Annotated in this window: 18 protein-coding genes and 5 pseudogenes; 8 read left to right on the forward strand and 15 right to left on the reverse strand. The window is 70.0% G+C overall.

Annotation, left to right across the window (positions count from 1 at the left end; genetic code table 11):
- Window positions 1-19 precede the first annotated feature (19 nt).
- The 4 genes from ACFU5F_RS12925 to ACFU5F_RS12940 form a co-directional block, all read right to left on the reverse strand.
- The gene (locus ACFU5F_RS12925) at window positions 20-787 is read right to left on the reverse strand and encodes a class I SAM-dependent methyltransferase (RefSeq protein WP_383886023.1); all 768 of its coding nucleotides are present in this window, start codon (window positions 785-787) and stop codon (window positions 20-22) included.
- Between the two features lie 79 nt (window positions 788-866).
- Window positions 867-2,069: an aminotransferase class V-fold PLP-dependent enzyme gene (locus ACFU5F_RS12930; protein WP_383886026.1), complete on the reverse strand. Its 1,203-nt coding sequence runs from the start codon at window positions 2,067-2,069 to the stop codon at window positions 867-869.
- A 4-nt stretch (window positions 2,070-2,073) separates the two neighbouring features.
- On the reverse strand, window positions 2,074-3,417 hold the full coding sequence (locus ACFU5F_RS12935) for a pyridoxal-phosphate dependent enzyme (protein WP_383886029.1): 1,344 nt from the start codon (window positions 3,415-3,417) through the stop codon (window positions 2,074-2,076).
- Window positions 3,414-4,925, reverse strand: a complete 1,512-nt coding sequence (locus tag ACFU5F_RS12940) for a Y4yA family PLP-dependent enzyme (protein ID WP_383886032.1) — start codon at window positions 4,923-4,925, stop codon at window positions 3,414-3,416. The genes ACFU5F_RS12935 and ACFU5F_RS12940 overlap by 4 nt, the downstream gene beginning before the upstream one ends.
- 449 nt (window positions 4,926-5,374) lie before the next feature.
- Between ACFU5F_RS12940 and ACFU5F_RS12945 the strand changes: the two genes are divergently transcribed.
- The gene (locus ACFU5F_RS12945) at window positions 5,375-5,752 is read left to right on the forward strand and encodes a hypothetical protein (RefSeq protein WP_383886034.1); all 378 of its coding nucleotides are present in this window, start codon (window positions 5,375-5,377) and stop codon (window positions 5,750-5,752) included.
- Between the two features lie 11 nt (window positions 5,753-5,763).
- Window positions 5,764-6,015, forward strand: coding sequence for a hypothetical protein (locus ACFU5F_RS12950; protein ID WP_383886036.1), 252 nt, complete (start codon window positions 5,764-5,766; stop codon window positions 6,013-6,015).
- Window positions 6,016-6,152: 137 nt separating this feature from the next.
- Here ACFU5F_RS12950 and ACFU5F_RS12955 read toward each other — a convergent pair.
- Together ACFU5F_RS12955 and ACFU5F_RS12960 are read right to left on the reverse strand one after the other, a co-directional pair.
- A pseudogene (locus ACFU5F_RS12955) lies at window positions 6,153-6,344 on the reverse strand (hypothetical protein); the annotation flags it as partial.
- A gap of 69 nt (window positions 6,345-6,413) precedes the next feature.
- Window positions 6,414-9,989: a glycosyl hydrolase 115 family protein gene (locus ACFU5F_RS12960; protein WP_383886039.1), complete on the reverse strand. Its 3,576-nt coding sequence runs from the start codon at window positions 9,987-9,989 to the stop codon at window positions 6,414-6,416.
- A gap of 272 nt (window positions 9,990-10,261) precedes the next feature.
- On the opposite strand from ACFU5F_RS12960, the pseudogene ACFU5F_RS12965 reads away from it, so the two are divergent.
- Window positions 10,262-10,522: pseudogene (locus ACFU5F_RS12965) on the forward strand (IS6 family transposase); the annotation flags it as partial.
- 1,531 nt (window positions 10,523-12,053) lie between these two features.
- On the opposite strand, the gene ACFU5F_RS12970 reads toward ACFU5F_RS12965, so the two are convergent.
- From ACFU5F_RS12970 to ACFU5F_RS12995, 6 genes and pseudogenes are all read right to left on the reverse strand, one after another.
- Window positions 12,054-12,686 carry a CoA transferase subunit B gene (locus ACFU5F_RS12970; protein ID WP_383886080.1) on the reverse strand — a complete coding sequence of 211 codons (633 nt, stop codon included), beginning with the start codon at window positions 12,684-12,686 and terminating at the stop codon, window positions 12,054-12,056.
- Between the two features lie 165 nt (window positions 12,687-12,851).
- Window positions 12,852-13,463 (reverse strand): annotated as a pseudogene (locus tag ACFU5F_RS12975) (CoA transferase subunit A); the annotation flags it as partial.
- 32 nt (window positions 13,464-13,495) lie between these two features.
- On the reverse strand, window positions 13,496-13,675 hold the full coding sequence (locus ACFU5F_RS12980) for a hypothetical protein (protein WP_383886042.1): 180 nt from the start codon (window positions 13,673-13,675) through the stop codon (window positions 13,496-13,498).
- Complete coding sequence (locus ACFU5F_RS12985) at window positions 13,672-15,357, reverse strand: FAD-dependent monooxygenase (RefSeq protein WP_383886045.1); 1,686 nt, start codon at window positions 15,355-15,357, stop codon at window positions 13,672-13,674. Before ACFU5F_RS12985 ends, ACFU5F_RS12980 begins: the two co-directional genes overlap by 4 nt.
- Window positions 15,358-15,436: 79 nt before the next feature.
- The gene (locus ACFU5F_RS12990) at window positions 15,437-16,579 is read right to left on the reverse strand and encodes a hypothetical protein (RefSeq protein ID WP_383886048.1); all 1,143 of its coding nucleotides are present in this window, start codon (window positions 16,577-16,579) and stop codon (window positions 15,437-15,439) included.
- Window positions 16,576-17,739: a homogentisate 1,2-dioxygenase gene (locus ACFU5F_RS12995; protein ID WP_383886051.1), complete on the reverse strand. Its 1,164-nt coding sequence runs from the start codon at window positions 17,737-17,739 to the stop codon at window positions 16,576-16,578. Before ACFU5F_RS12995 ends, ACFU5F_RS12990 begins: the two co-directional genes overlap by 4 nt.
- 182 nt (window positions 17,740-17,921) lie before the next feature.
- Between ACFU5F_RS12995 and ACFU5F_RS13000 the strand changes: the two genes are divergently transcribed.
- From ACFU5F_RS13000 to ACFU5F_RS13020, 5 genes and pseudogenes are all read left to right on the forward strand, one after another.
- Window positions 17,922-18,638 carry an IclR family transcriptional regulator gene (locus tag ACFU5F_RS13000; RefSeq protein WP_383886054.1) on the forward strand — a complete coding sequence of 239 codons (717 nt, stop codon included), beginning with the start codon at window positions 17,922-17,924 and terminating at the stop codon, window positions 18,636-18,638.
- 103 nt (window positions 18,639-18,741) lie between these two features.
- Window positions 18,742-19,719, forward strand: coding sequence for a helix-turn-helix domain-containing protein (locus ACFU5F_RS13005; protein ID WP_383886056.1), 978 nt, complete (start codon window positions 18,742-18,744; stop codon window positions 19,717-19,719).
- 112 nt (window positions 19,720-19,831) lie between these two features.
- The gene (locus ACFU5F_RS13010) at window positions 19,832-21,367 is read left to right on the forward strand and encodes a GMC family oxidoreductase (RefSeq protein ID WP_383886059.1); all 1,536 of its coding nucleotides are present in this window, start codon (window positions 19,832-19,834) and stop codon (window positions 21,365-21,367) included.
- Window positions 21,364-22,806, forward strand: a complete 1,443-nt coding sequence (locus tag ACFU5F_RS13015) for an aldehyde dehydrogenase family protein (protein WP_383886062.1) — start codon at window positions 21,364-21,366, stop codon at window positions 22,804-22,806. Before ACFU5F_RS13010 ends, ACFU5F_RS13015 begins: the two co-directional genes overlap by 4 nt.
- A gap of 408 nt (window positions 22,807-23,214) precedes the next feature.
- Window positions 23,215-23,400 (forward strand): annotated as a pseudogene (locus tag ACFU5F_RS13020) (hypothetical protein); the annotation flags it as partial.
- 7 nt (window positions 23,401-23,407) lie between these two features.
- Here the strand turns inward: ACFU5F_RS13020 and ACFU5F_RS13025 are convergent.
- From ACFU5F_RS13025 to ACFU5F_RS13035, 3 genes and pseudogenes are all read right to left on the reverse strand, one after another.
- Window positions 23,408-24,395 (reverse strand): annotated as a pseudogene (locus ACFU5F_RS13025) (helix-turn-helix domain-containing protein).
- A 285-nt stretch (window positions 24,396-24,680) separates the two neighbouring features.
- Window positions 24,681-25,655: an alpha/beta hydrolase gene (locus ACFU5F_RS13030; RefSeq protein ID WP_383886065.1), complete on the reverse strand. Its 975-nt coding sequence runs from the start codon at window positions 25,653-25,655 to the stop codon at window positions 24,681-24,683.
- Window positions 25,656-25,900: 245 nt separating this feature from the next.
- Window positions 25,901-26,269 (reverse strand): LuxR C-terminal-related transcriptional regulator (locus ACFU5F_RS13035; protein ID WP_383886068.1); only part of this gene is annotated, 369 nt, incomplete at its 5' end.

Here is a 26,269-nt window from a genome sequence, read left to right on the forward strand (position 1 = left end):
GTCCTCTCCAACAGGTCGGTCAGTCCTTGAGTGCGACCAGGACCTGGCTGTCGCCGAACTGCCAGACCGGGGTGATGTGGCAGAAGCCCGCTTGCCCCAGGAGCTCGACGTGGCGGGCGAGTGGCAGGTCGTTGTCGCTTCCGTGGTGGGCGAGCGCCGCCTGCCGCTCCTCGCGTTGGGCGAACAGGTCGGTCAGTTCCGGATCCTGGGCGGCCGCGCTCCACCAGGCGTCCCAGTTCTCGTGGTCGTGTGTGCGTGACCGTTCGGCTCGTCGTCGCCCCACATGGGCGGTGAGCTCCGAGCAACGCCGGTCGTCCGGGGCGAAGTGGTCACCGTTGACCAGGGTGCCCCCCGGCCTCAGCAGGTTCTCCAGCTGACGGTAGGTCCGCAGCAGGGTCCGTTCCGAGAGGTAGTGGAGGGCTGTGGTCGAGACGACCGCGTCCAGGGGGCGGTCCAGGCCGAGGGAGTCTGTCCATCCGCTCTCCCCGATCACGGCGTCCACATAGCGGGCGGCGTCCGCGTGATGAGCACGGCCGAGCTCCAGGAGCACCGGGTCCATGTCCACGGCGACGATCTCCGCGTCCGGCAGCCTCTCGGTGAGCCTGGAGGCCAGCGACCCCGGTCCGCAGCCGAGGTCGAGGACCAACGGTCGGTCCTGGTGGGCGACGACGTGTTCGACGACGTCGGCGATGACTGTGAACCGCTCCTCGCGGGCGATGGCGTAGTGCTGCTGCTGCAGTTCCCAGCGCTCCACCCACAGCCTGGCCGTCCCCATGCCTACGCCCATGCTTCGCGTCGCCTCTTCCGTCTCTCCGTACCGGGTAGGCTCAGAACCTACCCCTTATTGGAAACGGTTTCCATTGACCTTACCCTTCCAGGGTCGCCAGCACGGTCAGTAGGCGATCGATCTCCTGCGCGGTGTTGTGGACGTGGAGGCTGATCCGCACCGAGCCGTCCCGTTTGTCCGTACCCGCCTGGCACAGGTTGTCGGCCCGCACCATGAGGCCGTGGCTGTGCAGGATGAATCCCAGGTCGTCGGACGGGATCTCGCAGTGTCGGATGGTGACGATGCCGTGGCGCCGCTGCACGGTCGAGCCGGCGCCCAGACTGGTCTGACAGCCCAGGATCTCGTACGAGGCCAGACGGCGGAGCCCCTCGGTGAGCCGGGCGCCCAGGGCGGTCGTCCAGCGCGCGATCCGCTCGGTGCCCGCCGCGTCCAGCCAGTCGAGCGCGGCCTCCAGGGAGGCTATGCCCACGGTGTTCGGGGTGCCGCTCCAGCCGCCGGGCCAAAACTCCCCGCCGCGTCCGGGTGCGTTACGTGCCCAGACCGCGCCGGAGCCGGGCAGGGCCAACGCCTTGTGCCCGGAGAAGACGACGAAGTCCACGTCGAGCCGGTTCACGGACACCGGGAGATGACCGATGCTCTGGGCGGCGTCGAGACAGATCGGCACGTCCGGACCGACGGCCTCGCGGATGCGGTGCACGTTCATGTCGCCGCCGTAGACGTGGTGGACGTGTGTGGCGGCGACGAAGCGGGTGCGTGGGCCGACGACTTCGGCCAGCGCCCGGTGGTCGTAGTCGCCGGACGACTCCTGGTACGGCAGCTCCCGCAGGTGCACGGTGACGCCCTGCTCCGCCAGCAGCCGCCGGGCCTCCAGCCAGGGGTCCAGGTTCGCCCGGTGGTCGGCGAAGGGGACGAGGATCTCGTCGCCGTCCGTGAGATGGCCGGGGAGCCAGTCGCGGGCGATGTTCCGCAGACCTTCGGTGGTGCCGCTGGTGAAGTGGACACCCGAGCGCTCCGGTTCGGGGTCGCGGAGGAACTCCTTGACACGCTGCCGTGTCCGTTCCACCAGTGCCGTCGTGTGGTTGGCCCACGGATAGCTGCCCCGCCCGGCGTTGGCGTTCGCCGTCGTCAGATACCTCTGCACGGCGTCGAGCACGGCCCGTGGCTTCTGCGAGGTAGCGGCGCTGTCCAGGTAGGCAACGTCCGGGTGTGCGGTGATGATAGGGAACTGCTCCCGCAGCTCGTTGTGCCAGTCCGCCAGTTCTGTCAGATCGAGGTCGGCCATGGGGTCAGTCCCTCACCAGCGGCGCACCGGCGTCGCGCCACGCCACGATCCCGCCGGTCAGACTGCGCACGTCGGGGTGGCCCATGCGGGTCAGCAGCGCGGCATAGCGGGCCGACTTCTCGCCGACCGGGCACGCCAGCAGCACCGGCTGCCGCTTACTGAACGGCAGGCCGCCGCGCACGAGTTCGTCGAACAGCTCGTCGTTGATGTTGACCGAGCCGTCGATGTGCAGCACGGCGTACGCGTGCGGCCCGCGCAGGTCGACCACGAGGGGCCGCGGCTGCCCGTCCTCGATCCACCGCCGCGCGTCCGCCGTGTCGATGACCGTGGCCTGCGCTCGCACCTCGGCATCGGACAGGGCAGCGGCGGAGTTTTTCCGGGGCGGCCGGCCCAGGAGCTCGGGGCGGCGCTGCCGTACGTAACTGAGGTAGCTCTCGGCGCGGTCGCAGACGATGAAGACCGCCGTCCGCCGCTCCGCGGTACCTGCCCGTCCTAGTTCGGTGTCCACCGTACGGAGATGGCGTACCGCGCCGTGATAGGCGGCGCCGCCGGTGGGGCCGGCCAGGAGTCCGCAGCGGCGGATCAGAGTCAGCATCCCGTCGATGGCCTCGTCGGCGGTGACCGCCTCGATGGTGTCGTAGGTCGCCGGGTCGAACAGGCCCACCTGATGCACCTCGTCGATGGTGCGGATGCCGGGGATGAAGTCCGACTTGTGGGCGACGAGCCCGACCACCCGTACTCCGGGGTCCTGTTCGCGCAGCACCTGAGCGACACCGGTGGAGGAGCCCGCCGTGCCCACGCAGGCGACGAACCAGTCCGGCGCCCGCCCGTCCAGATCCTTGACGATCTCCGGGCCGGTGCCCGTGGCATGCGCCTCGGTGTTGCGCGCGTTGAAGTACTGGTCCGTGTGCAGATACGCGTTTCCGTCCTCGGTGAGCGCCCGGTAGAAGCGGGTCAGCGGGTCGTCGGTGTCGGTCGGGTCGAGGCATTCGCTCTGCCCCGGCAGCTCCTCGATCTCGGCACCCAGCAGAAGGAGAAGTTCCTTGATCTCCGGTACCCGCATCCGGTTGGTGACGCTCTTGAACTTGAGGCCGTGCATGCCCGCGAGCAGGGCGAGGGCCTTGGCCGTGTTGCCGCTCGACAGCTCCACGACCGTCGCACCGCGCTCCGCCGCCGAGGCGAGACCGGGGCGGGCCATGTTCCATGCGGCCCGGTCCTTGACCGAGCCGAAGGGGTTGAGCATCTCCAGCTTGGCGTACAGGTCGATGTGGCGCAGGCCGTGCACGGCCTGATCGATCCGCACCAGCGGTGTGTTGCCGATGGCGTCCGTGATGCTGTCGTACCTCATGAAACCGGTCCCCCTCGCGTGATCGGCCAGTACTCCTCGTCCAGGCACCAACGCCAGGTGTCCCCTTCCCCAGTGACGGCGACCGTGCGGGCGACCGGCTGTCTCTGCGCATGATGGGCGTGGAAGTCCATCGCGTATCCGGCGGTGTTGGCGAAGGCCATCAGATCGCCGGGGTGCGGCATCCGGGGCAGGAAGACTTTGCGGCGCGTGATCAGGTCGGCCTCCAGGCACAGATTGCCGGCCAGATAGACCCCCACAGGTCCGCCGTCGGCGTCCTGTTGGGCTCCTGGGCGGGGGAGGAGTACCGGGTCGACGAGCACACCGTGCTCCTCCAGGCTCACGTCCCCGGCGTTCATACCGAGACGCACCAGGACGTCGTCCGAGTCGGCGCCGGCCCGACGCACGTCGAGCACCCGCGCCAACGTGAGTCCGCACTGGTCGACGAGAGCCCTGCCCGGTTCGCAGACGAGGTCGTAGAGGTGCTCCAGGAGCAGCGTGCCCAGCGGGCGGCCCGAGACGGGGGCGGTGTGGGCCAGCAACTCGTCCAGGTATCCGGGTCCTGCGGTGGGACGATGGGCCGGATAGAGCGCCTGCGCCCCGCGCAGTGTGCCGCCCTCGTTCCGCAGCCCGTAGCCGTGGCCCCGCCATGTGAGCGCTGGACGGGTGCCGAGCACGGCCTCGGCCAGCTCGGTGGTGTAGTGCTCCCACTGACCTGCGTCGGCTACATAACCGACTCCGAAACCGCCGCCGATGTCGATGACCCGCGGATCCATTCCCCGGGCACGGCACTCGTCCATGACCGTGATGCAACTCTCCAGCGCGACAGCCTTCTCCGCGACCCCGGTGGTGTCCAGGTGGTAGGCGACCCCCGTCAACCGGACCGCGTCCCGGTGCCGGTCGACCGCGTCGAGCAGGCGGTCCACCTCCCGCACGGGCGAGCCGAAGCGGCTGCGCCGGAAGAGCACCCGGGCGCCCGACGCGGCGGACGCGGAGGCTTCGAACTCGGTCAGCCGCAGCAGCACATCTGCTCGGGGCAGGTCGTACGCCCGTATCAGCCCGGCCAGTTGCTCGAGTTCGGCGGGGGAGTCGATGTTCACGCAGGCACCGGTGCGGGCGGCCAGCCACAGGAACTCGCGGTCCTTGGGGCCCGTGGCCATGATCCGGTCGGCGGTGAATCCGCACTCCAGCGCGTGCCGCAACTCGCCCAGGGAGGCGACGTCGATGCCCACCGCGGCCGGGTCGGTCGCCGTCAGCCGCCGCACCAGGCTGTGCGCCTGGTTCGCCTTGTGCGCGAAGTAGACCCGGCCGGTGAGGTGGTGCTCGCGGTAGACGCCGCGGAATCCCGCGGCGTTCTCCACGATCCGGTCGGGCAGCAGCACATTGAGCGGTGAGCCGAGGGCGTCGGCGAGGGAGTGGAGGAAGGAAGCGGCTTCCAGCAACGAAGAGAGCGGTGGCTCCAACCGCGGCTGCAGATACAAGGGCGCACGCACGGCAGGCCCCCTTTCCATGCACGGGCGGCTGCAGCCCCCGGCGGTCGAGCGACACCGTCGAGCACCGGAAGCCACTCAGACAACCGTTCGGGGATCATCATTTCCCGCTGTATACGCCTTTAAGCCCTGGGAGCAGGAGCAGAGCAGGCTGGGTTTGGCCGTGCGCGGGTTCTGTGTGCGGCAGTTCGGGAACGCGAAGCCGTCGCGGACCAGTCAGACCCGCTCCTCGCCGATGGACCTGCGCGACCTTGCCGCCACGAACGAGATGTCCGTGCCATCGAGGAACTGTTGCGAGGGGGTGGTGCGAGTGTCGAAAGACGGGCCCGCCAACTGTCGCTCCGTTGCCGAGAGTTGGGTCACCGAACCCGGTGGGGGTGTGCCGGTCGGCTTGGGGGGCGTCGATGCGGGCGCCCGGCTGTGCTATAAAAATGGAAACCATTTTCAATAAATCGTGGAAGGGTGCGGGTATGAGTGACGCGGCACGTGGCCGTGAGAGCCGTCCGTTCACCCTCGTCGTCTGCGCGTCGTGTCACGCCGAGACCGACGGGCTGATGGACGGGCTGCGTCGCGCCGTCCGCGGCTGCCCCCACGGGGTCATGGTCTCCACCGGTTGCCTGGAGAAGGTTCTGCACTGCCGGTCGGACCGCGGACCGCACGCCGCCGTGCAGCCATGTACGGCGGATCGCAGGCCGGCCGGGGCCGTCGTACGGCTCGGCCCGCTCGTCACCGGGGCCGACGCCGAAGCGGTCGGTGCCTGGCTGAGGGCCGGGATGCCCGACGACGGTACGCTGCCCGACCGGCTCCGCGCGGTGCCCGCCCCGCCGCATGTCGCCCACCTCGACTGAGGGGCGACGGCGTGCAGAAGGGCCTGTTGAGCGTGGTCGCCGGCAACACCCCCGACATCCGGGGCGTCGGAGTCGAGCGGCTGCTGCGGCTGTCTCCGCGCGCCGTGCTGCTGGCCGTGTCGATCCAGGGCCACGAGACGGGGTACCTGGTCGTCCAGCGTTTACTCCTCGACCTGAGGCAGATGCTGGGCGGCGAGGCCGCTCAGCATCTCCTGGGGTCGCCGCCGGAAGGTCGTCGTACATCCAGGCGGGAAGGCTGCTGAGCGTATGGGAGGTCAGGCGGGCTTCTCCCAGGGCCTGCGGAGGTCTGTGGCCAGCGGTCGGGCGAGCCGGAGCTGGGTGTAGGCGGCGATCACCAGCCAGTCCACCGGTCGACCGCTTCCGAACTCCGAAGCACACACCAGCGGCGGACCGTCTCATAGGAGACGACGATCCCGCGCTCGAGCATCAGCTCGTCGACCTCGCGGAAGCTGAGGGGGAAGCGGAAGCACAGCCACACGCAGGGGGAGATGATCTCGACCGGGGTACCGGTGCCCCTTGTACGACGGCGGCACGGCCCCCACGAACAGCCCCCTCCCGCACGATCAACCAGAAGATCATCCCATCCAGTCAACCAACGTGACAGCGCCCGGCCGAGGCATTCGTCGTCAACGCGTCTGGTTCACGTGAGTCCCGGACTCCCGTGCCCAGAGCGAGATCGGAGTGCTCGCCGGGGAGCCAGCGCGGCCCCGTTGACGGTCGTGGTTGCGGTACCACGTTTCGACGGCAGTCTCCTGCGCGCCCTTGCTCGAGTGGTACCTCCACTGCCCGTCGACGGAACGATGATCATCACCTCGCCGTCGTCGCCGACCGAGGCGGTCTCGCTGTCCGACTCCACTGCCACCACGTCGTCGACGGTGCGAGTCCCGCCGACGGGCAGGGAGACCGCTGGCAGTGCGCGATGTGTCGAGAGCTCGTCCGGAAGCGGCGCGACCGCGGCCGTCTGCACAGCTCCACCCTGTGCGATGTTGTTGGGGCTCTCCGCCGGGCCGACGAGGCCGTCGCCGACGGCACCTCTGTCGGTTTCGATGATGATCCGGTCGAAGAGGATGGCCACGTCCGACCGGTAGACCACGAGGTCGTGCCAACCCGGCTTCGGGACGTTGACCGTGAACGTCAGGGGCTCGATCCCACGCATGACGTTGTCGCCCCAGGCGCTGCCACAACTCGTCTGTGCGCAGCCTCGGAGGTTGGCCGAGGCCGGAACCTGGTCGTCTATCCCGATCGCGGTCCGTGAGCTTCGGATGGTGCCGTCGTCCTCTCTTCCCTCGTTCAGGGTCGGCACTCGGTAGAAGGTGCCGGTGAACCGACCGCTCGACGTGAAGTACACCCGGTACTTCAGGTGCGCGGTGGTCGTGAAGTCTGCGTCGACCCTCCGTGCAGTCTCCGGGAACGCCTTCATGGCGTCCCCGCGCTGAGCTATGCCCTCGATCGGGCGCCATCTCGCCCCGTCGGCACCGGCCACATTCTCGGCGAAGTGCTCGGCCTCGACGGCGACGTAGCCATTCGCCTCGATGTGGCCGGGCGTACAGCCCCGGGACGGGGACGGCCGGCACCCTCCAGGTCGGCCGTGGAAGTCCACGGTGGCCCTTTCCGCGTCCACCGTGAACGTCGCGACCGGATCGCCGGTCTTCTCACCGTCGCCTGCGTTGTAGACCCGGATCGTCCCCGTGGCGCTCGCATCGAGCCGCGCGAAATCGACCGTCACGGTGACACGTTGCTCGGCAGAGGTCTTGCCCGACACACCCGAGAGGGTGATCCACGGGGTGTCCGCCTCGGCGACCCACTCCTCGGCGACGTCGTTCTTCGAGAACACGTCGAAATACCGTTCGTCCTCGGGTGATGCCGAGTTGAACCGCAGCCTGCCGCTGCCCGGCACCTTCTGGCCCTCCGCGTTGGCGCTCACCCCGTCGGACGGAGACGCGACGGTGGCATACCGGTCGTCGGTGAGCATCACCACGCCCTCGTTGACGCCGCCGTAGTAGGTGATCGGATGGCTGTAACCGATCGCCTCGCTCCACTTGCCGTCGCTGAGGGTGTCCCAGTGCGCTTCGTCGGACCTGATGCGGTCGCGCGCGTTCTTCGACAGCACCGCGTAGACCCTCGCGCTGCCGTAGCGGCCCTGCTCGGCGTACAGCTGGTTCTTCCAGTAGTAACCGATCTGCTCGGCCATGTTCCGGTACGAGCGAACCCGGTGGACCACCTGCTGGTAGAAAGCGGATCGATAGCGTTCGTGCAATCCGTCCGAGACACCTTCGACCATGTCCACCAGCTCGTTCGCCTCGTTGATGTAGCGCTGGAGCTCGTCCCCGTCCGACGTCGCGCTGAAGGGGAACGAGCGACTACCGGGGAAACCCGCCGAGTGGACGCCGGAGGGGTTCTGCGTGCCCCAGAGCTCGGCGCGCTTGGTGCCTTCGAGCGTCGAGAACCTGTCGAGCGCGTCGGCGACCACAGCCGCCCCGCGCCCGGTGAGTCCGAAGTCTCGCTTCACCTGTTCGACGAGGAACTTGCTCTCGATGTTCGTGTCGTCATACCCGCCGACGTCCCAGGCGAGCTTCGCGAACAGCTCGGTCTTCATCTCGCCTGGCTTGATGTCGCCGACATTGAGAATCCAGTACCGTCCCGCATCGGTGTTCCATGCTCGGTCGAGCTGCTCGACCATGAGCGACATCGGCATGGAGTTGAGCCAGAGGTAGCTCTTCGGGCTGCCCCAGTAGGAGCTGTGGTAGTAGATTCCGTTGCCGCCCGATCTGGCCGCTTCGGACCGCGTCGGCACCTGGCGCAGGTAGCCCTGGTTGTCCTCCGCCCACATCAGCGTCACGTCTTCGGGGATGAAGGCCTTCAGCCCGTTGTTGTAGAGATCGGCCATCTCCTTGTACGGGATGAACACCTGCGGCACGGCGTCAACGCTGCCGTAGACGTCCTCGATCAGTTTGCGCTGCTCGGTGATGGCGTCACCGACCATCTCCACCCTGTTGGCGAATCCGTACGGATTGCCGGGAGTGAACGCGGGCGCCCCGTCGTGCACGCCGCGCATGCCCAGCGCGAGGATGCTCTCGAAGCCGGCGTTGGCGACCAGGCGCTCGCGCCAGTACTCGACGACCGCGGGCTTGTTGATCGAGTAGTCGAAGGCCGACCGGTAATCCGAGCCCTTGATGTCGAGCGCCTCCTTGTTGCGCTCGTAGAACGGTCGCCACTCCTCGACGTTGCTGCGCAGCATCAACTCGGCGTGCGAGGAGGACATGACCACGCCGTACGCAGCCGCCTCGCGTGCGTTGATCGGCGTGCCGGCGTCGAACATCCCCGTGTCGGTGGCCGCGTTGAACGACGTTGTGCCCTCGTGCATCGCGGGCCACAGCGTGTTCAGCTTGAGACGGAGCATCATCTCGTAGACGTGCCTGTAGTAGTTGACCTCGGGCGTCCCCCTGTCCGTGGGGAATTTCTCCTTCGCCCAGTCGATGGTGCGTTCCTCGTCGTTGATGAAGATTCCCCGGTACTTCACGTCAGGGCCGTCATCGATCTCCGGGGAGCCGTCGACGACGATGTCGTCCCGCTGCTCGACCGGGACGTCGCTGTACCAGTACCACGGAGACACGCCGATCTCCTCGGAGACCGAGTAGATCCCGTAGATCGTCCCGCGGGCATCGCTCCCCGCAATCACGAGAGCGCGGTCGACCCCGGCGACGGGGTCGACCACCTTCTTGATCGCGTATCCCTCCCACTCACCGGTGATCCGGGCGGCCTCGTCGAACTTGCCCGCGTCGATGATCCCGTCGATCAGTTCGCTCTGACCGATCACGCCGACGATGATCGCGGTCTTCACGCCGTCCGCCTCGGTCAGCAGAGCGGGGACCTTGCTCTGGTCGGCGCTCGCCAGGCGTGCCTTCTTGGCCGCCTCGTCGTCGACGAAGCGCCGCTGCAGCTCGCCGGCGTCGATCGCGCCGGTCACCATCGCGACGTCCTGGCGCAGATCCTGGACCGCGCGGTGCACCTGCCTGTAGTCGCGATCGTCGTGATCCCCGCCGTAGGACCGGTCGATCAGCACGGGACTGGTCGCGACACCGTCGTAGATGGTGAAGTCGGTCTCGGCCGCTTGCGCCGACATCGGCCCTACAGCCGCCAGCAGGGCGGCGAGCAAAGTGCCGGCCGTCAGAGCAGCGAGGAACCTCTTCCTCGCAAGTCCAGGCAGATTTGGCATGGACCTGACACCTTTCGAGGAAGTGGATGCCCGCTGTCCGAAGCCTTTGGCTCCGTATCCGGCCGTCCGTGTCAGCCGTATGGCCGCGCGACCATATCTATGCAACCCCGGTGCTCACGTCAAGAGGGGTGCGGTCCTCATTCGTGGGCGCCGCCAGCAGACAGTGGATGCGGCACGCTGTCTCGACATACGGTCGGGCGTCAGGAGGGCACTGTCACGTTCGCTGACGGGGTGGGAGGATCTTCGGATTGATCATGCTGGAGGAGGCGTCCGTGGGGAACGTGTCACCGTTGCGCAAGGGGCACCGGTGCCCGGTCGAGGTCATCTCCCAGGCGGTGTGGCTGTACCACCGCTTCCCGCTCGGCTCCGCGAGGTCGAGGAACTCATGCTCGACCGCGGCGTGATCGTCTCCTGCGAGACCATCCGCCGCTGGTGCGCCAAGTTCGGACAGACGTACGACGACGCGCTGCGGCGTAGGCAGCCCGGGCCCCGGCGACAAGTGGCACCTGGACGAGGTCTTTCTCAAGGTTGATCGAAGGAGCGCCGGTGCGCGTGGAGGTCCTGGAACTGGCCGTAGCGGTTGGGAAAGCGCATCGAGAGGGCCCCATACGGCGGGCCTGGGCCGGAGTTGTTCCTCGCAGAGGGCCCGCATCCCAACGCGCGGAGTCAGAGGCCGCAGGCGGGCGGGGGCCTGGTGTCTGTCCCCGTGCGACTGGTGCACCTGCATCCAGTGGTGGCTACGCTCAAAAACGACGAAAGTCGGCTGGTGCTGCCGCATGCGCAGCGCCGTAGGTCGCTCCTGCTGCTGCGGTGTCTGGCGGCTGAGGCGGTACGGCGAGGGTACGAGGTGCGGAAAGCCGAGTCGTCCTTCTTCCGCGGATCGGAGCGCTCCGCTCGTCTTGTCGTGGAGCTTGCTCATGGTCCGACCGGTCGGCCCGGTCGCGGGCGGGACCGGAAGAACCGGGCGCTTGAAGAAGTTTTGGGCGTGGTCCTTGGAGAGATCGAGGCACGAGCGGTGGAAGATGCTCGGCGCCGGCAGGATGAGCAGCAGGTCAGGGCAGAACGCGAAGTTCGCTGGCAAGCGGCCATGGAGGGGGCGAAGGGGCAAGCTGTTCGCGAACAACTTGCCCAGGTGTTTCGCGAAGAGGCCGGGTGTGGGCAGGAGGCCGCTGTCCTCCGTGAGTACTGCGTGGCATTGGAACGTCGTATCGGCGAGTTGGCCGGTACTGTGGACGAGTCGGTTCTGGACTCGGCCCGTCGCTGGTTGGAGTGGGCAAGGGGGTACGTGAGGTCGATGGACCCCTTGGACGGACTTCCTGGGATGCCGCACACACGTGAACCCACGCCGGAGGAGCTCAAGTCGTACCTCAGGGGATGGAGCCCCTACGGACCGGAACGGCGTAGCGGACGGTGATGAGATCGACCGACCGAAGGTGCGGAAGTCGTCTACCTGAGGGCTCTGACCTGCGGCGATACCGCTGAACCCATCGCTGACCTGGGCTGATCCATCTTTCTGAATCTTTCAGCTTCCTGCCGGGCTACGCAGCCGATTCTCCCCGTGCGCTACCCAGCGCCGCCCGTACTCCCCAGATGCTCCCCAGAGATGGCCCCCGCTGCGGCCACTGGCGAGGGGGCCAGTCCGGGCTGCCGTGCGCTGCGGGCGACCGAGGGGCCCGAGGCCCTGGCGGCGTTCCACCGGGTCGCCGCCGCGCTCGTACGGCCGCGCATAGCCGAGTGGCGGGAACGGTGCGGCAGGGCGCCGAGGCCGCAGCCGCGGCCACCGCGGTGCAGCCGACGCGCTGGAGCGGGGGAATCCCCGCACCTCGCCGATGCCGTCGTGCGCTCCTAACAGCCCGCGGCCCGTGGGAAGTTCGGGATGCGCAGGCGGCTCGACGTCTACCGGAACTGATACGGACACGCGCGCCGTGTCAAGAGCCCTCGGCCGGGCCCGCATGACCCGCACGGGTGTGTGAACTGGCCGACCGTTCAACGGCGATCGGTCCGACTCCCAGGTCTACGCGGAACTCGCGGCTGCGCCGTCCGGTCGTCGCCCCGTCGACCCGGTCAACCGGCCGTCAGGGCCGGTTCGGTTGCCCGCTGGACCTGCTCGAACGTGACGTCGGGCGCGAGTTCGCGCAGGACGAGGCCGTTGTCGGTGACGTCGATGACGGCCAGGTCGGTGATGATCCGGTCGACGACCGCGCGCCCGGTCAGCGGCAGTGAGCAGTCCTGGACGATCTTGGGGTCGCCGTCCCGGGTGGTGTGCTCCATGACGACGATGACGCGCCGGGCGCCGTGCACGAGGTCCATGGCGCCGCCCATCCCCTTGACCATCCTGCCGGGGATCATCCAGTTGGCCAGGTCGCCGTGGGCGGAGACCTGCATGGCACCCAGGAGAGCGACATCGATGTGGCCGCCGCGGATCATGCCGAAACTCAGGGCGGAGTCGAAGAACGAGGCGCCCGGGCGGACCGTCACCGTCTCCTTGCCGGCGTTGATCAGGTCGGGGTCCTCCCCGCCCTGGTACGGATAGGGGCCGACGCCGAGGATGCCGTTCTCGGAGTGCAGGACGACCTCGACGCCGTCCGGCAGGTGGCCGGGCACCAGGGTGGGCAGGCCGATGCCGAGGTTCACGTGGTCGCCGGGGAGCAGTTCCCGGGCGGCACGGGCGGCGAGCTGGTCGCGGGTCAGGCTCATGCGGGCACACTTCCGGGTCGGGGGCGGACGGTCAGGCGCTCGATGCGCTTGGCGGCCGGGCCGTGCAGGGGCAGGACGTGGTCGACGAAGATGCCGGGGGTGTGAACGCCGGCGGTCCAGTTCTCCCGGCTCGACGAGTTCCTCGACCTGCGCGATGGTGACCCTGGCCGCCATCGCGCACAGGGGGTTGAAGTTGTGCGCCGAGGACGCGTAGACGAGGTTGCCGTGCCGGTCACCCCGCGCGGCGTGCACCAGGGCGACGTCGGCGGTGATGGCCTCCTCCAGGATGTGCTCCCGGTCGCCGAAGGTGCGTGTCTCCTTGGGAGGTGAGGCGACGGCGACCGTGCCGTCGGGGTGGTGGCGCCAGGGCAGGCCGCCGTCGGCGAGCGGGGTTCCGACGCCGGCGGGTGTGTAGAAGGCGGGAATGCCGCACCCTCCGGCGCGGAGCTTCTCCGCGAGGGTGCCCTGCGGGATGAGTTCGACCTCCAACTCGCCGGTGAGGTACTGGCGGGCGAACTCCTTGTTCTCGCCGACGTAGGAGGCGGTGACGCGGGAGAGCCGACGGTCGCGCAGCAGGATGCCCAGGCCCCAGTCGTCCACGCCGCAGGTGTTGGACACCACACGCAGGTCGTCCACGCCCGTGGCGTGCAGGGCCTGGATCAGGGACATGGGGGTGCCGCAGAGGCCGAAACCGCCGACGGCGAGCGTCGATCCCGGGCGTATCGCGGCGAGCACTCGTGCGAGTGCGGAGTCGTCGATGGTCTTGTCGAGTCGCACGTTTCCTCCAGAGGCGCGCAGCGGCCGGGGGGTTACCGGCCGACGGGTGTCGCGGCCGCCTCGACGGCCGTGCGGACGCGTTCGGCGTCGTCCACCTCGTGGGCGAGCAGCAGGGCGAGCCGGCTCAGGTACAGCAGCGCCCCGTCCTCGCCCGCCGCGGTCATCCGGTGGCAGATCTCCGAGTAGATCTCGTCCAGTTGTTCGGCGTTCACCGCGTGTCCCTTCCGATGCCGCGTCCGGCGGTCATGGCCTTGGCCCAGGCCCGGATCTCGCCGGGCCCCGGGTGCTGTCGGCGTGCGTACAGGTGCCCGTCCGGGCGGATCAGGCAGACGGTTCCCGGCTGGGCGCCGTAGAGGGGGAACAGGCGCCCGGTGTGGTCGTGGGACGCGGTCGGCGTCGGCGCGGCGGAGATCACGGCCGTGGCCAGCGGCACCGGCCCGGCGGCCAGCGCGTCCAGCTCCGCCCGCAGGCCGGGGGCGAGTTCGCCGTCGGCGGTGAAGGCGAGCACCGTGATCCGCGAGCCGAGCAGGTCGGTGAGGTGGCCCTCCTTGCCGCCCGGGGGGGTGAGCGGGCATTCGGGCAGGACATCGCCCGGGCGCGGGCCGTCGTGGAAAGCGTCGGCGGGACCGGTGAAGCCGCAGCCCCCGTAGGAGATCGGTTGTGTCTGCCGCGGGTTGATCAGCGAGGAGGCCCAGGTGTGTCCCTCGGCGGTCAGGCCGAGTACGGCCGTGCGCATGGTGTCGAACGCGAAGGAGGGCGGCGCCATGAACTCGGTGCTCTTGGAGGCGTACCGGATGTTCTCCCGGCCTGCGTGCACCCGCTCCGTCGAGTAGGTGTCCAGCAGTTCGGCCGGCGAGTGGCCGCTCACCACGAACGCCAGCTTCCAGGCGAGGTTGTGGGTGTCGTCGATGGCGGAGTTCATGCCCCGCACACCGAAGATCGGGACCAGGTGCGCGGCGTCCCCGGCGAACAGGACACGGCCGTGCCGGTAGGAGTCGAGCGTGAGGGCGTTGGCCTTGTAGACCGAGATCCACACCGGTTCGACATCGTCGCGTTCGCCGATCATCCGCAGGTGGCTGCGCACCCGCGGCATCACGTTCTCCGGCCGCACCGCCTCTTCCGGATCCTCGTCCGGCCGCAACTGGTAGTCCAGGCGCCAGATGTCGTCGGGCTGCCGGTGTATGAGCAGCGTGGAGCCCGGGTTGGACGGCGGGTCGAACCAGGCGTAGCGCAGCGCGGGCCGGTCGGTCTTCAGCTCGACGTCGACGATGACGTACCGGCCCTCGTACGCGGTCCCCGCCAGGCGCAGGCCGAGCTGCTCGCGCACGGTGCTGCGGGCGCCGTCGCAGCCCACCAGCCAGTCGGCGGTCATGGTGTACGTGTCGCCGTTGTCGGCGCGCACCTCCAGGTCGACCCCGTCCGGGTTGTGCCGCACGGCCTCGACGCGACTGCCCCAGCGGACCTCGACCAGGCCGTCGCCGTACCGGTCGGCGGCGTCGAACAGGTACTGCTCGGCGTAGCACTGCTGAAGGTTGATCATCGGCGGGAACTTCTGGTTCTCGTCGTGCGGCATCGCGAACCGCAGCACCTCGGTGTCGCGGTAGTAGCTCACGCCACCGGTCCAGGCCAGACCCTTGGCCAGGTAGGCGTCCGCCGCACCGAGCTGTTCCATGATCTCCAGCGTGCGCCGCGACAGGCACGCGGCCCGGCTGCCGACGCAGACGGTGCGGTCGGACTCCAGCACCACCGAGGGCACGCCGTACCGGGCCAGTCCCAGGGCGAGGGCCAGACCGGTGGGGCCGCCCCCGGCGATGACGACTCGGTGGCGCGCGGGGTCTTTTCCGTCGGTCGTTCCAGGGAGGTGGACGGGGTGGGTGACGTAGTCGAAGTACATCGGTGAGGGCCTTTCCTGCGTACGCCCCGGGACGTCGGCCGTCCCGTCGCCCAGTGTGGTGGAAGGGGTGACGTGCGGGTCATGCCGGCACGTCGTCCAGCCAGTCCAGGAGCGTGTCCACCATGAGGGTGGTGAGCTCCGGCTGGCCGACCAGGTAGTGCTTGCCGCCCTTGACGGGTGTCAGTGCCTTGCGGTCGTGCGGGACCGCGTCGTACAGGGCCCGGGCGTGGGAGGGGAAGCAGCCCTGGTCGGCGGTGCCGTACACGACGTGCACGGGGGTGTCGACGGTGCGCAGCCTGGCCGGGCCGTCGCCGCGGGAACGGCTCAGGGACCATTGGGACAGCCATGAGCGCAGGGTGGTGTAGTGCCCGAGCGCGGCCGGCTGGAAGTTCGCGTTCCACGCGTCGCCCCACAGAGTCCCCGGCTCGCGGTCGGACGGGTCCAGCGAGAGGTCCAGGAACCGGGGGTCCGCGCAGACGCCGTGCACCAGGAACGGCATGTCCGCGATCCCGCGCTCGTCCAGTTCGGCCAGCTTCTTCTCGGCCCAGGCGGTGATCGCCTCGCTGCGTGCGACCTGCGCGGCTCGGTAGCGGCGCAGGAACTCCGGTGTGTACGGCGGTCCGTTCCGGGCGTCGAACAGGTCCAGGCCGGGGTCGCGGTCGAACGGGTCCTGCTCGCTGCGGACCGCCGGGTCGAGCCACTCGGCGAGCAACTGGGCCCGGCCGGGGTGGGCCATCGCGAGGACGAGCGCGTCGGCGGGGGGCAGGTCGGCCTGGGTCAGGTCGGGTCCGCCGCCCGCCGGGGCCGCTGTGATCGTGGGGCGTTCGGCCTGGTTCTGGTACAGCGAGACGAGGCCCCCGCCCCCCGAGTTGCCGAAGAGCACGACCCGCTCGTAGCCCTCCTCCCGCAGGTGCCGGACGACCGACCCGACGTCGACGACGCAGTTCTCCAGCAGCAGGGCGGTGTCGTTGCCGATGTAGCGGGTGGTCATGCCGATCGCGTCCACGCCCGCGCGGGCGAAGGCGCCCAGCGCGTAGTGCCCGAGGAAGTTCGAGGACGGGTGGACGGCGACCACCGCGGTGCGGGCGATCCTCCCCGGCCGTGCGCGGTGTCGGGTGCACCACAGCGTCCCCGCCATCCGGGCCACGCCGGAGTAGATCTCGTTCGCGGAGGCGGGGGTGCGCATGGGCACCGCCAGCAGCTCCCGGTCGGGTGTGTTCATCGCCGGACCCGCCAGCTGCTCAGGTACGCGGGGTCCTCGCAGTCCATGGCGGCCGTACCGAGGCGCAGGGGCCGGTAGGTGTCGAGCATGACGGCGGTCTCCTCGGTCCGCCGGGCGCCGAGGGCGGCCTCGATGCTGCCCGGGTGCGGGCCGTGGATGAACCCGGCGGGGTGCAGCGAGACCGAGCCCTGGCCGATGCCCGTGCCCTTGCGGCTCATGAAGCTGCCGTCGGCGTAGAACAGCACCTCGTCGGAGTCGACGTTGGCGTGGAACGGCGGGACGGGCACCGCGTCGGGGTGGTAGTCGAACAGGCGGGGCACGAAGGAGCAGATGACGAAGCCCGGGCCCTCGAAGGTCTGGTGCACCGGCGGCGGCCGGTGCAGGGAGCCGGTGACGGGCGAGAAGTCGGCGATGTTGAAGGCGTACGGGTACAGGCAGCCGAACCAGCCCACCACGTCGAACGGATGGGTCGCGTGCACGTAGCGGGTGACGCCGTCCCGGTTGCGCACCAGGACCTCGACGTCGGTGCCCTCGGCGAGCAACGGGCCTTCGGGGCGCCGCAGGTCCATCTCGCAGTAGGGCGCGTTCTCCAGGAACTGCCCGGCCTCGGAGAGGAAGCGCTTCGGCGGCCGCACGTGTCCGGAGGCTTCGAACACCACCGCGTGCAGGGCGTCGCCGTCGGCCGGGACCCAGCGGTGGGTGGTGGCGGTGGGCACGATCACGTAGTCGCCCTTGCCGACCTCCAGGGTGCCGAACACCGACTCGAGCCGTCCGCTGCCCGCCTCGATGTACACCAGCTCGTCGCCGATGGCGTTGCGGTAGAGCGGGGAGGGCTCGTCGGCGACCGAGTAGGTCATGACCACGTCGTCGTTGCCCAGCAGCACGTGCCGGTCGCGGACCAGGTCACCTTTGCCCGTGAGCTCGTGCGGGCGCAGGTGCCGCGGCTTGAGCGGGAAGTTCGCCGCCAGCGACGGCCGGGCTCCCTCCACCGCGTCCACCGCCACCACGTCGGTCGGCGTCTCCCGGTGGTAGAGGAGCGAGGAATCCGAGACGAAGCCCTCCTCGCCCATCAGCTCCTCGCGGTAGAGGACGCCGTCCGGTCGGCGGAACCGGGTGTGGCGGGTGCGGGGCGTCTCGCCCATCTGCATGAAGTAAGGCACGTGATCCGACTCTCCCTGTGGTTCGTTAAACGAACTCATGAGTTCGATTCATTGGGGCTCATCGTGAGGTGGCAGCGATACGCTTGTCAACAAGCGTGATCGCACCGCTTCATGGGGTCGACGTGCTGCTGCGGGCGCGACTATCGTTCGTTTTACGATGTCCCACGTTCGAAAAGGCAGCGATGGAGATCTCCAAGACCGCCGATCAGGCACTGGTCCTGCTGTTGCGGATCGCCGACCAGGGCGCCCGGACCCCGGCAGAACTGGCCCGGGCCACCGGCATGAACCGCACGGTCGTGCACCGGCTGCTCGCCACGCTGCAGGGGCGCGGATTCGTCTTCAAGCGCGGCGACCGGTACGCCCTCGGGGCGGCGCTGATGCGCATGGCCGGGCAGTTCGAGCCGGAGTTGCGGGCGGTCGCCCGGACCGTGATGGCCGACTTGGCGGAGCGGCTGCACGAGACGCTCGTGCTCGCCGTCCGCGAGGACGACCAAGTGGTGATCGTCGAGCAGGTGGCAGGCTCCCACCACCTGGTCCGCGCCCAGTACGAGCTCGGCTACCGTCACCCGATCACCCTCGGGGCCAGCGGCCTGGCGCTGCTGGCCTTCCTCGGCGAGCAGGAACGCGAAACCCTCACCGCGCGCACTGAGGAACCCCAGCGGATCACCCGGCGCCTCGCCGAGGTGCGCGCGCTGGGCTACGCCGTCACGCACGACGAGCTACGCGTCGGCGCGTACGGCCTGGCGGTGCCGGTACGCGACGGGGACGGCGAGGTGGTCGCCAGTCTGGCGGTCATCGTGCCGACCACGCGCACGCCCGGCTTCACCGACCATGCGCCCACCCTCGCCGAGGCGGCCGAGCGGATCACCAAGCTCCTCGCCGGGGCCACGGAGGCCTGAATCCGGACCGCCGCGACCCGTTGACACGCTGAAGTGCGGCTACCTAGGTTGACTCGGTAATCGAACTCGGTGCCCTGATCCAGTTCGCTGAGGGGAGAACCGCATGCCCTCGATAGTGACGTCGGCCGAGGACACCTCGGAACGAAGACTCGAGTTCTGGCGGGACGTCGTCAGCCAGAGCTTCGTTCCCCTGGAAGCGCTGCCCCGGGAGACTCCGGACTTCCGTGCCGAGCTGCGCACGGCCCGCATCGGCCCGGTCCAGGTCTCCGTCATCACCGCCCAACCGCACGCCATCGCCCGTACCCGGCGGCACATCGGATCCGCACCGCCGGACTACGTCAAGGTCAACCTGCTGTTCCACGGGCGGTGCGTGCTGTCCCAGGGTGGCAACCAGACCGAGCTGGGTGCGGGCGACCTGGTGGTCTACGACACCCGGCGTCCCTACTCGCTCGACCTGGACCGGCCCTACCGGGGCCTTGTCCTGATGTTCCCGCGGGACCTGCTCCGGATGCCGGAGCGCGATCTGGCGCGGGTCACGGCGACCCGCGTGCCGTGCCACGAAGGCGTCGGCACTCTGGTGCGTCCCTTTCTGGACGGGCTGGTTCGGCAGGTGGAGCAGTCCGAGTCCCTCGACACGCCACGGCTCGGCCACAACGTGGCGGACCTCATCGGAACCCTGCTCACCGAGTACATGGGCGTGGACCGAGCACCGGGAGACGAGGGCCGGGACCTGCTGGTCCGCCGCATCCTGACGTACATGGAGCAACGCCTGGACGACCCGGCGCTGGGCCCCGACGAGATCGCGGCCGCTCATCGCGTCTCGCGTCGCCATCTCTACAAACTCATGGCCGAGGAGGGCTACACCGTCTCGGGGTGGCTGCGGGACCAGCGTCTCGCCCGTTGCCGACGCGACCTCGGCGATCCGGCCCTGAGACACCTGTCGGTGGGCGCCATCGGGGGGCGCTGGGGGTTCCCGGACCCGGCTCACTTCAGCCATGCCTTCAAGGCCGCTTACGGCATGAGCCCTCGGGAGGTTCGGACGGGCCGGGCCCCGCATCCGCCCCAGGCCGGGCGTGGCTAGAGCTGCGCCCGGTGACGGCACCGGTCGGCATCGCGACACCGTGCACGACAACGCAAGAACCCGTGCACCACACCGCAAGCCCTGACCGCTTCCAGGCCGCACGCTTCCGGTCATGGAAGCCGCAAACACCACTTACCACCACATCGTGGTGGGCGCCGGGTCAGCCGGCTGTGTCATCGCACGTCGGCTGGTGGACGCCGGTCGCAAGGTCCTGCTGATCGAGACCGGGGGACGTGACGACAACCCGGCCATCCACGACCCGGGACGTTCCTGGGAACTGTGGAACGCCCCCGAGGACTACGCCTACCTCACCGAACCCCAGCAACACGCGGACGGCACGCAGGTCTTCTGGCCGCGCGGCAAGGTCCTCGGCGGATCCAGTGCCCTCAACGGCATGATCTACGTCCGGGGCCACCGCTCCGACTACGACGACTGGGCCAAGCGCCACGGGGCCACCGGCTGGTCGTACGACGAGGTCCTGCCGTACTTCAGACGCTCGGAGGACTTCGAGGACGGGCCCTCGCACTACCACGGGACGGGCGGCCCGCTGCCGGTCACCCGCAACCGCGACCCCCACCCGGTGACCAGCGCGTTCATCGCGGCGTGCGAGGAGTACGGGATCGCGCGCAACGACGACTGCAACGCCGAGGAGATCCTCGGTGTGCAGTTGCTGCACCGCACCATCCGTGACGGCAAGCGGGTCAGCGCCTGGACCGCCTTCGTGCAGCCCGTGCTGGACAACCCGCTGCTCACCGTGATGACGGGGTCCCCGGTCTCCCGGGTGATCATCGAGTCAGGGCGCGCCCGCGGCGTTGAGGTGATCGCAGAGGGCTCCGCCGCCTCCATCCGCTGCTCAGGTGACGTGATCCTCTCCGGCGGCACCATGGGCTCGGCCCAGCTGCTGCTGCTCAGTGGGCTCGGCCCGGCCGACGAACTGCGCGCGCTCGGCATCGACGTGGCAGCCGACCTCCCCGGAGTGGGCTCCAACCTGCACGATCACGCGCTCGTCCCGGTGGTGTGGCAGTCGAGCCGTCCGCTGCCGCCGGGCACGGCGAACAAGCTGGAGGCGCACTACTTCGCCAAGACCGATCCGACGATGCCGGCCCCCGACCTCCAGCCGCTGATGTCCCATGCGCCGATCCCCGTGGCCGGCTACGACGTACCGGCCGAGGGGCACGGCTACACCGTCATGGCGGGCACGATCCGCCCGCTCAGCCGCGGCCGGATGTGGCTGCGCTCAGCCGACCCCACCCAGCCGCCCGCGCTCGATCCGCAGTACTACGCCGATCCGTACGACCTCGCGGCCATGGTGACGGCGATCAAGCAGGTCCGCGAGATCGGCCGGCAGCAGGCACTCGGCGACTGGCGTTCCTTCGAGATCGCTCCGGGCCCCGGCGTCGTCACGAATGCCGAGATCGCCGCGTACGCCAAGAAGGCCCTGATGAGCTACCACCACCAGGTCGGCACCTGCCGTATGGGCACCGGTCCCGACGCGGTGGTCGACCCGATGCTGCGCGTCCACGGCGTACCGGGCCTGCGCGTGGCCGACGCCTCGGTCATGCCTGCCGTCCCCTCGGGCAACACCCACGCACCCGCCGTCATGATCGGCGAGCGCTGCGCCGACTTCGTCCTCGGAGAGTCCTCATGAGCACCGCCCAGACCCTTTCCATCGGCGGCCAGTGGCAGGCAGCCGCCTCCGGCGCCGAGTTCGACACCCTGGACCCCGCGACCGGGCAGCCGCACGCACGCTGCTCCGAGGCGTCCGGTGCCGACGTCGACGCGGCGGTGGGCGCCGCCCGTTCGGCCCTGCACAGCGCGGAGTGGGGCGGCCTCACCCCGGCCCAGCGGGCCCGCGTCCTGTGGCGGATCGGCGACCTGATCGAGGAGCACGCCGAGGAACTCGCCGCGCTGGAGACCCGCGACCAGGGACAGCCCCTCGGCGTCGCCCACGCCATCAGCGTCGCGGGAGCAGCCGAGCACTTCCGCTACTACGCCGGCTGGGTCACCAAGATCGCGGGTGAGACCGAGCCGGTGTCCATCCCGGGGGTCTTCCAGTACACCCGGCGCGAGCCGGTGGGCGTCTGCGCACTGATCACTCCGTGGAACTTCCCGCTGCTGATCGCGAGTTGGAAGATCGCCCCGGCCCTGGCCTGCGGGAACACGGTGGTCGTCAAGCCCGCCGAGCAGACTCCGATGACCACCGTCCGGCTGGTGGAACTGTGCCAGGAGGCGGGGATCCCCGCCGGAGTCGTCAACCTGCTCACGGGCGGAGCGGAGACGGGCCGCGCGCTGATCGACCACCCCGGCGTCGACAAGGTCTCCTTCACCGGCTCGACCGAGGTGGGCCGCGAGATCGTCCGGGCCGCGGCCGGCAATCTCAAGCGGGTGTCGCTGGAACTCGGCGGCAAGACCCCCATCCTCGTCCTGGCGGACGCCGACCTCGATGCCGCGGTCGCGGGGACCCTGCAGGGGGCCCTCGTCAACAGCGGCCAGGTGTGTGCCGCCTACTCGCGCTTCTACGTCCACCGTTCGATCGCGGACGAGTTCGCCGAGCGCCTCGCCAAGGCGGCGCAGGCGGTGCCCATCGGCCCGGGGAACGATCCCGCCGCTCAGCTCGGCCCGCTGGTGACGGCGGAGCACCGGGCGAACGTCGACGCCTTGGTGCGCTCGGGGATCGAGCAGGGCGCGACCTTGCTCACCGGCGGCAGCGAGGTGGCCGACCGGGCCGGCTTCTTCTACCAGCCGACCGTCTTCACCGACGTCCGCGACGACATGCGCATCGCCCGCGAGGAGATCTTCGGCCCGGTCCTCGCCGTGCTGCCGTTCGACGACGAGGACGATGCCATCGCCCGCGCCAACGACAGCGAGTACGGCCTCGCCGCGTCCGTCTGGACGCGGGACATCGCGCGCGCTCACCGGGTGTCCCACGCCATCCGGTCCGGGACGGTGTTCGTCAACATGCCCAACCCCGTCGACGCCGCGGCTCCCTGGGGCGGCTTCCGGTCCAGCGGCTGGGGCAGGGAGATGGGACGCGGGGCCATCGACCTCTACACGGAGACCAAGAGCGTCTGGGTCTCGCTCGCCTGAGCCGCTCCCGCCGTTCTTTCTGCTCCGCACTCGTTGTTCGCGTCGACCAGGGCTCTGTCCCCACCGTGCTCGGGCGCCCCTCGGCGGCCGAGCACGGTGCTTGTCCGCACAGAAACACCGACCGGATCGGCACTGCAGTATTTCCCTGATCGTGGACAGCAGAGACCGGGATGTGAGTTCCAGAGGGAGTGGTGCTGGGTGGGAAGGAAGGGCAACCGCAGCGGGCGGTGCACGGAGGAGTTCACATTGATGCGGTCGCGTTCGTGCGCACCTTCGGAAAGCCGTCAGCGAGGTGGCCCAGCAGCTCGGGGCCAGCGCCGCGGGCCTTGCGGGACCGGGGCAAGCAGGATGAGATCGACCGCGGGCAGGGGCGCCGGGAGGGCTGACGACAGCCGAGCGTGAAGAGCGAACAACAAGCACGACGGCGCTGGTTTCGTGACCCGGTTCGAGATCGAGGTGGAGTTCCTGAGCCGGCATCCCGTACAGCGGGCGGGCGGCGAGACGATCCTCGAGCTGGGGGTGCCGACCGAGGAGCTCGACGAGTTCAACACGCGCATCGTCGGCACCATCGAGGTCGTGCACGGGTTGCGCTGACCCGCCGCTACGGCCGTGCCAGGTGCCGCATCGTCAGTGCCAGCTGAAGCCGGAACCGGCCCTGCGGGGTGCGCACCGGCCAGCCCAGCAGGTGTTCGGCCTGGACCAGCCGCTCCTGCAGCGTGGAGTGGTGGACGTTGATCGCGGCGGCCGCCGCACGCAGACTCGCCGTCGACGCGACGGCGTTCAGCGTGGCGAACAGCCAGGGCGAGGCCGCCGCGGCCGCCTCCAGGTCTGCACGTCGGACGGGGGCTCGGCACCCGGCCCGACGAGACCGGCGAGCAGGGCGATACCGCCCAGGTCGTCGGCGTGCACCACACGCGGGCGGGGATCCTGCGTGGTCCCCTCGGCGGTGAAACGGAGGGCGGTGCGGGCGGCGGCCCAGGAATCCGGCAGGTCGAGCACGGTGACGGCGGGCCCAACGCCCACCCGGTCGGCGGGCGGCTCGGGGCCGCGTGCGCGGCAACGATCCGGGGTCGGCCGTCGAGCGGGGCCAGCACACGTGCCGGTATGGCGGGATCCAGTCCGAGTCGGCGGGCCGCGTGCAGTCGGGCGGCGTCCGGGGCGGTGGCGTCGAGCAGCGTCTCGACCAGGGCCGGATCATCGGGGGGCGCCCGCCCGCGCGTACGGTCGAGCACCAGCCGTACGGCCCCGGCGGCCCACTCCAGAATCACCGCGTCGACCACACTGGGCCCCGCCTCGGCCCGCTCCAGCCACAGGGCCGGAACGCCGTCCGGGGTCAGCGTGGCGGACGGCCAGGCCGGATCCGGCGGCAGGGCGCTGTCGGAGCGCTGCCCGTCCGCCTCGACGCGCACGGACACCCGCCGCTCGGCATCAGCGAGCCGCGCCGGCCCTCCGGCCAGCACGGCGGCCCCACGGACCAGCGCCTCCAGACCGGCGCGCGACTCCGCGAGCCGATCGAAGGAGGCGATGACGCGAACGGCGGCACCGGCGTCGGGATCCAACGCGGTGAGGCGCCCGGCCAGCTCTTTCATAGGCCCATGGTGCGGTATGGGGTGCGGTTCGAGGAGTGTGTGGGGGCTTTGGATGTGGGTGGGGATGGGGTGGGGTGAGGCGTTGGCACGGCTGTGGCTGTGGTGCCCTGCGGAGGGGGCGGGGGCGATGCCTGCGCACCGTTGATCTGCGAAGTGACCGCGCGCGGCTGTTCACCGAGTTGCCTCGGTGGGGCCGCTGCCCCTCATGGATTGCCGCCTCCTGAAGAGAGCTCAGCCATCCACCGCGACGCGGGATGCCCCGCGCCCGGTCTCCCCGCCCGCACCTCACCGCCCCAACAACCTCCGCAGCCACCCCACCTGCGCCGCCCGCGCCACCTGCGACAGCGCCGCCTGCGGAGCGAAGCCGTCGAAGCCGTGGAAGCCGCCGGGCCAGACGTGGAGTTCGGCCACTCCGCCCGCCTGCCAGATGCGGGTGGCGTAGGTGACGACCTCGTCCCGGAAGGTCTCCGCGGAGCCGACGTCCAGGAAGGCCGGGGGCAGGCCGGTCAGGTCCTCCGCGCGGGCCGGTGCCGCGTACGCGGGGACATCGGGGCCGCCCCTGCGCTCGCCGAGCAGCGCGGTCCAGCCGGTCTCGTTGGCCGTACGGTCCCAGACACCGAGGCCCGCCATCTGGTGGGAGGAAGGGGTGTCATTGCGGTCGTCCAGCATCGGGCACATCAGGAGCTGGCCGATCGGCAGCGGGCCCTTGCGGTCCCGGGCGAGCAGGGCCAGCGCCGCGCACAGACCGCCGCCCGCGCTGGAACCGGCGAGGACGATCCGCCCCGGGTCGGCGTCCAGTTCCGCCGCGTGCTTCGCGGTCCACTCCAGACCGGCGTACACGTCCTCGATCTGCGCCGGGTACGGGTTCTCCGGCGCCAGCCGGTACTCCACCGAGACCACGACCGCGTCCAGTTCCTTCGCCCAGGCGAGCGCAGCGTCCACGCCGAACCGGTTGTTGCCGAGGATCAGGCCGCCACCGTGGACGTGGTAGATCACGGGCCGCGGGCCGTTTTCCGCCGGGGCGGCGGGACGGCAGACCAGCAGCGATATTTCGGGCGCGCCCTCGGGGCCGGGCACCGTCTGGTCCTCGATCTTGAAGAAGCCGTCCATGGTCAGATCCAGCCCGGCCAGCATCTCCATCGCCGGGCCCTGGCGGACCGCATCGATCTCGTCCGGCGTGATACCGGGAGAGATGACGTCCTTGATGAGCTCCAGGGCGGCGGCGAGCTCGGGGTCGAACGGGGGCGGTACCTGGGTCATGGGTGCTCCTCACACTGGTCGCCCGGGGGCGCGCGGCGGATCGTGCGGCCATCATTCGCGCACCGGCGGCCGACCGGGGGTCCGCCGTACGGCGGAACCTGCCCGCCGTACGGCGGGTGGCCCGGCCATGACCTGGGGCTTGCCGGGACATGATGACCTGTTGTTCACCTGAGCTGCGCTGAGGGCTCGACAAGGCGGTCGGCGCCACCGTGAACAGCTCCGGCGTGGCGGCTGTGCGGCCGCCCCTATCGCTCCCGGATCGTGCCGCGCTCCCATGCCCAGGCGGCGATCTCGACCCGGTTGCGGGCGTCGATCTTCTGCTGGATGTTGGCCAGGTGCGTCTTGACGGTGGACAGCGACACCACCAGTTGGTCGCAGATCTCCTGGTTGGTGCGGCCCACCGCGACGAGCCGGGCCACGTCCAGTTCCCGTTCGGTCAGCGGGCAGGCGGCATCCGGCTCGGGCCGCGTGGAGGACAGTTCCTTCAGCAGCCGGACGGTGACGGCGGGGGAGACGAGTGCGTCGCCGCGGGCGGCTGCCCGTACCGCCTCGACGAGCAGGCTGGGCGGGGCGTCCTTGAGCAGGAAGCCGCAGGCTCCGTTGCGCAGCGCGGT

It is taken from the genome of Streptomyces sp. NPDC057438 (assembly GCF_042802995.1).
Taxonomy (GTDB): domain Bacteria; phylum Actinomycetota; class Actinomycetes; order Streptomycetales; family Streptomycetaceae; genus Streptomyces.